The following is a 10116-nucleotide window of genomic DNA, read 5'->3' as shown; positions in this document are numbered from 1 at the left end:
CCCGCGGAGCGGGTAATCCCGCGCTTCGCGCGGAATACGAAACCCCGCGCTTCGCGCGGGGTTGACGAAGTGTCCACTCGGCGCGTTGCGCCGAGTGCCTCCGGGCTTCGCCCGGAGGCTGGCGCCTTCGGCGCCGTGGCAGGGGGCGCTTCGCTTCCCCTGCCGAGGACTCTCCGGCTTCGCCTTCGAGTTCCTCCCGCTGTCGCGGGAGGCTAGCAAGAGGAGAGGGGCCGTGTCTCTTGGCTGACGCAGTGTCAGTTCAGGAGGATTCGGAAGGATGTGACGTCTGTCACGATGAAGGGGAGCGGCTGGGTGCTTCCTTAGCGGAAAAGTGTGGCGGATCCGAGTTATCGCTCTCGGCCTCTCCGGACCCGGGCGGGGATCCACTGGCTCGCGCTGAGCCGGGGGATGCCAGACCAGTATCTCCCGGCTCAGCGCCGTAAGAAGCCGCAACGGCCCGTCAAGCCAGCTCCCCCCGTGACGTCGTGCTCATGCAGCCCGCAGGTGTTCTGGTTCGGGGGTGACGATGTCTCAGGAGTGTGACTCGCGTGGGCTGGCGGGCCCTCCCACATGGGTTCCTGCCCGGCCATCAAGTCGGCTGCGGGCAATCTCTGTGTGATCGAGGTGCAAGCCGTAGGTGTCGAGCCGAGCAAGTCTTTCCATGCCGGCCGTCGAGCACCACCGGTCCATCGTGGTGTCGGAGCTGTCGGCCAGTCGTGCGTGTACCTGCGCTGGGCCCGCCTCGTCGGGGCCGGCGGGTGTGAGTAGGCCCGGCCCTCAGCGGATGCGCTGGGGGCCGGGCGTCTTTTGCTGCGAAGTCAGGCGGGCGTGATGTTCTCCGCCTGCGGGCCCTTCTGGCCCTGGGTGACGTCGAAGGTCACGGCCTGGCCTTCCTGGAGCTCGCGGAAGCCGGAAGAATTGATGTTGGAGTAGTGCGCGAAAACGTCCGGTCCGCCGCCGTCCTGGGCGATGAAGCCGAAGCCCTTCTCGGAGTTGAACCACTTCACGGTTCCGCTGGCCATGCTCGTGCCTCTCAGTTGATTGCAGATCCGCACCACGCGGACCCGGAGGTGATCGTCTTGGTCCTGCACCGCACAGCAAAAACGCCCACGCCAGGGCGCGGGCAGGTGCTGCGAACCACGACATCTGCCAGTGACGCTACACGGGGAAACTGCTCGTCACCAGAGAGCAATGATCACGGTCTTGCTCAGTCGCGTCCCGGCCCAGGTCCTGGGGCAGGGGGTGGCCCAAGGCGCAGCGAGAGCTCCTCGGCGAGGTCCGCCCGTAGGAGGACACCCGTTGCGAGCAGGCCGGTCCGCGTCCCGCGCCAGCGGGGTGCTCCTGCGGGGCAGGCTGAGCGCTGGGTTGGAGAGGATGGAATGCATGGGGCGAAGCGGAATCTGACGATGCGGGAGTCCGGTGGGGTGCGGGCAGGCTTGGGGATGGCTGCGAGGGCGCGGTGGCTGGTGTGTGTCCGGCTCGCTCCCCTGCGAGGCAAGTCAGCTCTGCGATACGGGCCTCGCTGTCCCTTGTTGGCCACGGTCCGGTGGCCAGGCCTGCGGCAGCAGCTCGTCGGCTGGAGGTATCTGTGTTGCTGGGTCATGGTCTGGGTTGCTTCGGGGGTGGCTGGCGCCGTGGCGGCGGTTACGTCGTCGGCGTCGGTTAGCGCGGGGGTGTGGCGTACGGAGGCTAGGGTGAGCTCGGGCCAGGTTGTGTCATCAGCGTGGCTGCGGGGGAAGGGGCCGGCTCCTGTGGGGGTGCTTTCGGGGAGGGGTGTGGCCAGGGCGGCCCGCCACATGGGGGGGGCGCCGCAGTCGTCGTTTCGGCGGTGGTACGCGTCAGGTGCGGAGGGCGGGGACTCGCAGGAGGCGGGGTACGGCCGCTGGGCCGTGCTACGCCCTTGGCTCGGTGCTGGTGATAGGCACTTTGCAGTTCCGGGCGTCGCGCAGTCGGTGGATCAGGTGATCCACGATCTTGCGGGCGTTGCCGTCGACATCGACGTGTGATCGTGAACCTCGCAGTGGCCGGGGTGTAGATTGAGCAGTCGCCGTATGGCCGGATCGCGCAGTGCTGTCCTCGATGCCGCAGGCAGCCCGCCGCTTGCGCGGAGGGCGCCGTATGCGATCGTCCTCCTTCCCTTTGGAGGAGCGCTCCGTTCATGGTGGTGGCGCGATCTTTCTCAACAGTTGCCCCGGAAAGCCCGGTTAACGGCCGCATGCGGTCAAAGCGGCCCGTGTGCGGGATGTGCTGTGTGCGCGCGGCTGGTCGATCCATGTCAGTTCCGGGGCCGGGACGGTGCGCCGTAGGGGGTTGAGGCCGGTCACCACGGTCGCCACTTGCGCTGCGGCCAGGTGTGGAAGCTCCTGCCACGGGCCGATCCGTGACGCTAGCTGCGGTAGTCGTGCCGGGGCCCGCTCGCTGCCTGCCCCGCATAGCATCAGTGTGTTCCGCGTGCCGGGGTGGTTCGACTGGCTCTGCAGGTACTCCAGGCGTGGCGCAGGCGGGCGCTGTGCTTCATCGACCACGGGCACCCGCGTCTGGCTCAGAGTCCTCGCGACTGCGGTGTCGGTCGGCGCCGACGTGTGCGGGAAACGGTCCGGCGGCGCCAGAGGGTCGAACGCCGCCCGTCTTATTTCAGCCACCGGCGGGCGCATAGGCATCGGTACCTGTGTCGCCTTCCAGTCGGTGGGCGTTTTGCCAAGCGCCGTGCTGGACGCATACGCCGAGGTCTCCGTCGCTGTCGCCTGTCCGGCCGCTTCGGGGACCGCCCGCGCTGACGACGTCCGCGCCAGCTGCGCGCCTGCCGTCGGGTGGCCGTCCTCCGCCGGTAGGGCCCCGGTCTTCTTCAGGTGCCGGTGCAGCGCCGCACGGTCTGCACAGCCACCCCGCTGGTTTGGGTGCCCGCACGTATGTGGGCTGTGGTCAGCGTCCCTGGCGTATCGAGTTCCAGCAGCCGCGCCACCAGCACTGGCTTGGGCGCCTTCGACCCGGCCGTGGCCTCATCCCGCGCGCTCGGGTTGACCACTCCATACTGTTCCGGCCGGGGCTGACGCGGGTACCGAGCAACCGTATGGGTCGCTGGTACCAAAGCGGCACATTGCACGCTCCGCGACGGCCTTTCGGTTGGGTATCGCGTCGAGCGGGCACCCTCGCGGTGGATGGCAAGAGGACCCGCGGGTTCGCGCCACGGCGAGGCCCTGGCCGCGCATGTGCTGGCCGCGGTCACCGGTGCCGGCCTGGCGGGCCCGCAGCCAGCTGTGGGTCCCCGGCAATACGAACGAATTCACTTGCTTCGCCGCCTTGTTGCTGCCCTGCGATCTGTCCGGCATCACGGTCACCGCGGATGTCCTGCGCTGTCAGCGCGGGCGCGCGCGGTGTCTCGTCGAGACGGTGAAGGCGCACTGCGCCTTCATGGTGAAGTGCGCCTAGTGCGCCTCTCCCCCGCAAGCGATGGCACACCAACCAGGGCGACCGAATTGCGCCCAATACCGGTATTGAGGTTGTCCGTCGTTATCACACCCGGCAAGATCGCACCAACTCGGACAAAGCGCGTACCTCTGTGGCCCCGGAAGGCTGCCGAACTTATATGGCGTACACACACAGATGGCCAGAAGGTGCCCTTGCGGCATCCTCCCCTCAGCCGGAAAACTCGCTTCAGCGCTTGTCAGGATCACGACGTGGACGCGGAATCGGAGTCCCCATGCGCCCACGTCGGGTTTCCCGACCGCGCCTCACAGGCCTGCCCACGCCAGGGCGGGTTTTGATTCCTAACGGGGGAAATGAAGTGAGGATCATGCGCGCCGGCATCCACCGGGGCATTGCAAGACGTGTCCGCCCGATGGCCCTGACCTCCGGACCAACTGCAGCCGCTCTCGGCGTCCCCGCCACGAACGCGGCGCAGGTCGAAACCTGCAGCGCCGCCAAATTCGCCCAGGTCAGCGATGCCGAATGGGAAGCGGACACCGCCTGGCACATCGACAAGACCACCAACACCTTTGCCGTCAGCGCGCCCAGCTTTGACATCGTCCTGATTGGGGAGGCCACGGATTGAGGTACGAACTTCTGGGCCCTGTTCGCATCTCGGTCGCCGACGAGACGTCCTCGGTAGGAACGTACAAGATGGAAGTACTGCTGAGGACGTTACTGATCCGCAACGGGCAGGTCGTATCGCTCGACCAGCTGACGCAGGAGCTGTGGGGCGCGACCCCGCCTGTGCGCGCGGGTGCATCGCTGCACGTCTACGTGTCGCAGTTGCGGAAGGCGCTCAACAAGTTATCCCTCACCAAGAACTGCATCACCACCCGCTCTCCCGGCTATCTCCTGAACTTGGGGCTCGACGAACTCGACCTCGACCTGTTCATGGCCCTTTCGGAGAAGGGTCGGCTGCAGATGGGCATTGGCAACCATGCCGCGGCGGCCGAGAGTCTGACGCAGGCGCTGGCACTCTGGCGCGAACCTGTGCACGCGTCGTCCTTCGAGGGGCCGATCATCCAGGAATTCGCCAACGGAACTGAAGAACTGCGCGTCGAGTGTGTGGAACTTCTCGCGCGTTCGCTGCTGGCGTCGGATCAGGCCCGGGAGGCCATCCGCATCCTCTACTCGCTCACCGTCGAGTACCCGCTGCGGGAAGATTTCTACGCCCTGCTCATGGAGGCGCTCAGCCGGTCCGGACGCCGGGCGGACGCTCTGAAGGTCTACCAGACTGCGCGGAAAACAATGCGCGAGGAGCTGGGTCTGGAGCCGTGCCGTTTCCTGCAGGAAACACAGGAGTTCATTCTGAACGACCGGCTGGACGAGCTCCAGTTCATGCGTACGGTCAACGGCGGCAAGACGCAGCGCCACCACGTGACCGCCGGCACCGTCACTTCATGACCCTGCCGTCTTCTGTTCGGCGTTCGGCTGATTCCTGCCATATTCACCAGCCATCCATTCCTACCTGTCAACGAAGGAAACCACCGTGCCCGGTATTGAGATATCGGAGACGTCCATCCCTGGGGCGTATCGAATCAACACGAGTCACCTACCGGACCGGCGAGGCCACTTCTATGAGGCGTGGCAGTTCAGCGAACTCCTCCGGCAGGCCGGCCACCACTTCGAGATTCGGCAGGTGAACTACTCAGTTTCCAAGAAGAACACGCTTCGCGGGATTCATGGCACCACGATTCCGCCCGGTCAGACAAAGTTGGTCACCTGTGTGCGGGGGGCGGCAATGGACGTGGCGGTCGACTTGCGGGTCGGCTCGCCTACGTTCGGCCAGTACGACGTGACCTTGCAGGAGGCGGCAACCGGAATCGGTGTCTATCTGGCCGACGGCATCGGCCACGCGTTTCTCGCCCTGACCGACGACACGTGCATGAACTACCTCTGCGGCGCAGAGTACGTGCCGGGCACGATGATCGACGTCCAGGCGCTCGATCCCGCGATCGGAATTCCCTGGGAACTTGACGGCCCGCCGATCACGTCGGACAAGGACGCGGCAGCCCCCACCCTCGCCGAGGCGGTCGAGCGCGGTTTGCTCCCCACCTACGAACAGGCGTTGGCGTCCGCCGAACCGCATCCTGTCTGAGGCGCAGCGTCCTCCTGTGCGCCGTGGCTTGGAATACCACGTCGTGCCGTCGGCGAGTCCCCACCGCAATCTTGTTCAGGGAGTTCTGATGGAGCATTCGGGAAGCGTCAGCCCGGTTCGTGTTGGAGTGATCGGATGTGCCGACATCGCTTGGCGGCGCGCGCTGCCCGCGTTGGCGGCCGAACCGCTCACGGAGGTGACCGCCATCGCTAGCCGGGGGTGGGACCGGGCGCAGCGGTTCACCGACCGGTTCGGTGGGGCGCCCGTGGAGGGTTATGCCGCCCTGCTGGAACGTGACGACATCGACGCGGTGTACGTTCCGCTTCCGGCTGTGCTGCACGCCGAGTGGATCGACCGGGCGCTGCGTGCGGGCAAGCACGTCCTGGCGGAGAAGCCGCTCACCACTGACCGGGCCCAGGCCGAGCGTCTGTTCATCGTGGCCGCGGAACGGCAGCTGCTGCTCATGGAGAACTTCATGTTCCTCCACCATTCTCAGCATGAGCGGGTCGCGGCCATGCTCGCGGAAGGTGTCATCGGAGAACTCCGGTCGTTTGCCGCCAGCTTCACGATCCCGCCCAAGCCGCAGGGTGATATCCGGTACCAGGCCGATGTGGGCGGGGGTGCGCTGCTGGACATCGGTGTGTATCCGATTCGCGCGGCTGGTTTCTTTCTCGGCATGGACCTCGGTGTCGCGGGCGCGGTTCTCCGGCATGAACGATCGCACGGTGTCGTGGTCGGAGGGAACGCGCTCATGACGACCGATCAAGGGGTGACCGCACAGCTTACGTTCGGCATGGAGCACTCCTACACGAACAGTTACGAGTTCAGGGGCAGCACCGGCCGCCTTTGGCTGAACCGCGTCTTCACTCCTCCGGCGTCCTACCAGCCGGTCGTTCATGTCGAGCGGCAGGATCACGCCGAGCAGTTCGTTCTGCCTTCGGAGGACCAGTTCGCCAAGAGCATTCGCGCGTTCGCCCAGGCGGTTCTCAGCGGGGAGCGCCCCGAGGGCTGGTCGCGGAACTCGGTGAGTCAGGCGTCCCTGGTGGATGCTGTTCGGGCGAACTCGCGCAACATCTACTTTCCCTAGTGCTCCAGCAGTGTTTCGCTGTCCGGTGTGGTGGGAGGTGTCGTGCCGGTTGCCTTTCAGGGGGTGGGCTGGCCGGTGGTGGCGGGCGACGGTCTGGGGCCCGTGCGGCCGCTGCGGTCGGTTCAGCGTGTGAGTGCGCGGTGATCGGCCGAGCTTGTGGGTGGGTCGCGTTGCCGGGGGCCGGCGGGCTGCTGTTCCGGTGAGCGCAGGGGGCCGAACCCGTCTGTGTGTCAGCTTTTGCGTCCGCCTGGGGCGTACAGGTCTCAGGTGTGGTCGGCAGTTCAGTGCGCGGGGTGAAGCCGCGGTTGCGGGGCCAGTCGCGTCGTGGTGCTGACCATCGCCGGGGGCATCGGGTATCCGTACGGTCGGTCCGGGAGGAGCGCCGTGTTCTACCGCTCCGGTCGATCATGGGTGCGACGGGGTTCTGGGCGCGGTGAGCGTGCGGGGGTGCGGCCGGGCACGCGGCGGGCGGTCACATCGTGGGCGTCGTCCGCGTCCGTCTTCTCTCTCGGTGTGACTAAACCGGCCGGTTGAATCGCTGATTTCTGTTGTCCGGGGGTCGGTCCGTCGCGGATTGACAAAGGTGACCAGCGCCGAGGCGTCGGGCGCAAGGTGGCACAAGGTCTGGGCAAGGCTCGTTCCAGGCTGCTCTTAGAGCCGCTTAAGAAGCCTTTTGTGTCGCAACAATAGGATGATCGTAACTGTTGAGGTTTTTCAGCTGCAGTGAGCATCATCCAGAGTCGTCCGGCGGACATGTCTCGGAGGGTGGTGAGGGGGGTAATGCAATGTTCGCGGACGGTGGAGACGCAGGAGCGGATCCGGGCCGACTGCCGCGCGTCGGCCATTGTCCGCCAAGAACCGGGAATCACTGTCCGGCTCCGGGCCAGGCTGGCGTCGACGAGCGTATCGGTCAGCTGCCGTGCTCATGCCGGCCGAACCGGGCCGTCCGTCTCCTGCAGGGTGATCGGCTCGCGCGGCCTGTGCGCTTGGCCGGCCCCGCGCACTGCGGTCGCTTTTGTCGCGCCCGGCGCCACCGTGCCGGTGATGTGTCCGTGCCAGCAGGCCGCGCGGTGTTGGGGATGCCCGGCCATCGGTGGATGAGTCTTGGGCGGATCAGGGACCTGACATGTTATGAAGCCCGGCGAGGCCGCACCGTCCAGCGCGGACCCACCGCAACCCCGGTTCTCCGGCCGGTCGTCGGTCACCACGTCCAGGTCCGCGGCCTGCTCCAGCCGGCCGCCCGGATCCCCCTTGGCCCGCCCCGGGCGACGCCCGGGGCTCGCGCGCGGCGACTTCGGCGTGGGCATCCCGCGCGGCCCGTCCCGGGAGGGCGACCCGCGGCCAGCCGGGCTGGCTCCTCGTGCGAGGGCGGTGAAGCGCCCCAGGCAGTCACGCATCATCAGCGATTACATCCCGCGACTCAGCTTATGACGACAGAGGTGTCACCCGTGAAGGGAATAATTCTGGCCGGAGGAACGGGAACGCGTCTCTATCCGCTGACCTTCGCTCTCTCCAAGCAATTACTTCCGGTGTACGACAAGCCCATGATTTACTACCCCCTGTCCACTCTCATGCTGGGCGGCGTGCGGGAATTCCTCGTCATTTCGACGCCGACGGATCTGCCGCTGTTCCGGAAGGTGCTCGGCGACGGTGCGGAACTCGGCCTGCGAATCTCCTATGCGGAGCAGCCGCTGGCCGCCGGTATCGCCGACGCCTTCCGGGTCGGGGCCGAGTTCGTCGGCTCCGACCCGGTGTCCCTCATCCTGGGCGACAACATCTTCCACTCCCCCGAACTGCCGGACGTCCTGGCGCGCAGCATGAAGGACATCGACGGCTGCACACTGTTCGGCCACACGGTCGCCGACCCCCGGCCGTACGGCGTGGTGGAGAAGGGGCCCGGCGGAAGCGTGATCGGGATTGAGGAGAAACCGTCCCGGCCACGCAGTTCTGAGATCGCGACAGGTCTGTACATCTACTCCAACGACGTCGTCGAGATCGCTCACCGCATCACGCCGTCGGCGCGCGGGGAGCTCGAGATCACCGATGTGAACCGGGTCTATCTGGAACAGGGCAGGGCGCGGCTGCACTCACTCGGGCCGGGCAGCACGTGGCTGGACGCGGGTTCCTACGACGGCTTGCTGGACGCGACGCGTTTCGTACAGGAGCAGCAACGCGCGGGCGGCCGGATCGCCTGCCTGGAGGAGATAGCGCTCCAGTTGGGCTACATCGACGCCGACAGTTGTTATTCCCTCGGGAAGAAGCACAAGAACTCAGGGTATGGCCGGTACGTAATGGGGATTTCCAGCGACACTGACTGGGGCAGGCTGACATATGTCGCGCAATAATCGTGTGGTCGTCACCGGGGGCGCCGGGTTCATAGGTTCGCACTATGTGCGGCAGGTCCTCTCGGGCGCGTATCCGGAGTTCGCCGGCGCCTCTGTCGTTGTCCTCGACAAGCTGACCTACGCGGGCAATGAGGAGAACCTGGCTCCGGTCTCCGATGACCGGCGGTTCGAGCTGGTGGTCGGAGACGTCTGCGACGCGGGTCTGCTGGCCGATGTCCTTGCGGGCGTGGACGTCGTCGTGCACTTCGCCGCGGAGTCCCACGTGGACCGCTCGATCACCGGACCGGCCGATTTCATGCACACCAATGTGCAGGGTACCCATACCGTACTGAACGCCTGCCTGGACGCGGGTGTGCGGCGGGTCGTCCAGGTGTCCACCGACGAGGTCTACGGCTCGATCGACGCCGGTTCCTGGACCGAGGAGCATCCGCTCGAGCCGAACTCGCCGTACTCGGCGTCCAAGGCGAGCGCGGATCTCGTCGCGCGCTCCTACTACCGGACCTACGGACTCCCGGTGTGCGTGACGCGGTGCTCGAACAATTACGGCCGCTATCAGTTCCCCGAGAAGATCATTCCGCTGTTCATCACGAACCTGCTGGAGGGTGAGGAGCTCCCGCTGTACGGGGACGGCAGCAACGTGCGCGACTGGCTGCACGTGGATGATCACTGCCGCGCCATCCAGCTGGTGGTGGAGGGTGGTCGGCCCGGCGACGTCTACAACATCGGCGGCGGGACGGAGCTCACCAACCGCGACCTCACGGCGCACCTGCTGAAGGAGACGGGCTCGGACTGGTCTTCGGTGCGCAACGTTCCCGACCGTCCGGGACATGACCAGCGGTATTCGGTGGACTGGACGAAGATCAAGAATGAGCTGGGCTATAGGCCCCGCATCGACTTGGCGTCCGGGCTCGCCGACACGGTGCGCTGGTACGTGGAGAACGAGTCCTGGTGGGAACCGCTCCGCCGGACGGTGACCCAGCCGCACGCCGGCCCCCACTCTCCCACCGGAGTGACGGCCTGACCCCGGATACCTCCAGGTACGGCCAAGAGCACGCCGATGACCGCCGATGAACGCCGATGGAGAGAGTACGGAGCAAGTCATGACGGAGCACGTATTG

The 10116-nt window shown here is 66.5% G+C and carries 8 protein-coding genes; 7 read left to right on the top strand and 1 reads right to left on the bottom strand.

Annotated elements, in window-relative coordinates; translation table 11 throughout:
• Nucleotides 1–818: 818 nt before the first annotated feature.
• A complete protein-coding gene (locus ACZ6CL_RS39565; RefSeq protein WP_067275720.1) occupies nt 819–1022 on the bottom strand; it encodes a cold-shock protein in 204 nt (67 codons plus the stop codon).
• Nucleotides 1023–3228: 2206 nt separating this feature from the next.
• Here ACZ6CL_RS39565 and ACZ6CL_RS39560 point away from each other — a divergent pair.
• The 7 genes from ACZ6CL_RS39560 (at nt 3229) to rfbB (ending at nt 10019) form a co-directional block, all read left to right on the top strand.
• Nucleotides 3229–3429, top strand: a complete 201-nt coding sequence (locus ACZ6CL_RS39560) for a hypothetical protein (protein WP_468945587.1) — start codon at nt 3229–3231, stop codon at nt 3427–3429.
• 364 nt (nt 3430–3793) lie between these two features.
• Nucleotides 3794–4051 carry a hypothetical protein gene (locus ACZ6CL_RS39555; protein WP_468945585.1) on the top strand — a complete coding sequence of 86 codons (258 nt, stop codon included), beginning with the start codon at nt 3794–3796 and terminating at the stop codon, nt 4049–4051.
• Between the two features lie 68 nt (nt 4052–4119).
• Entirely contained in the window at nt 4120–4872 is a 753-nt protein-coding gene (locus tag ACZ6CL_RS39550; RefSeq protein WP_468945583.1) for an AfsR/SARP family transcriptional regulator, read from the top strand.
• An 85-nt stretch (nt 4873–4957) separates the two neighbouring features.
• On the top strand, nt 4958–5566 hold the full coding sequence (locus tag ACZ6CL_RS39545; protein ID WP_468945580.1) for a dTDP-4-dehydrorhamnose 3,5-epimerase family protein: 609 nt from the start codon (nt 4958–4960) through the stop codon (nt 5564–5566).
• Between the two features lie 88 nt (nt 5567–5654).
• Complete coding sequence (locus ACZ6CL_RS39540) at nt 5655–6653, top strand: Gfo/Idh/MocA family protein (protein WP_468945578.1); 999 nt, start codon at nt 5655–5657, stop codon at nt 6651–6653.
• 1448 nt (nt 6654–8101) lie between these two features.
• Nucleotides 8102–8998 (top strand): glucose-1-phosphate thymidylyltransferase RfbA, encoded by an 897-nt coding sequence (gene rfbA / locus ACZ6CL_RS39535; RefSeq protein ID WP_468945576.1) that lies wholly within the window; start codon nt 8102–8104, stop codon nt 8996–8998.
• The gene (rfbB, locus tag ACZ6CL_RS39530) at nt 8985–10019 is read left to right on the top strand and encodes a dTDP-glucose 4,6-dehydratase (protein WP_468945574.1); all 1035 of its coding nucleotides are present in this window, start codon (nt 8985–8987) and stop codon (nt 10017–10019) included. The genes rfbA and rfbB overlap by 14 nt, the downstream gene beginning before the upstream one ends.
• Nucleotides 10020–10116 lie beyond the last annotated feature (97 nt).

This window comes from Streptomyces sp. NPDC041200, assembly GCF_055591805.1.
The sequence above is the reverse complement of the archived record's forward strand: the minus strand, read 5'-3'. Positions and strand labels throughout refer to the sequence as shown.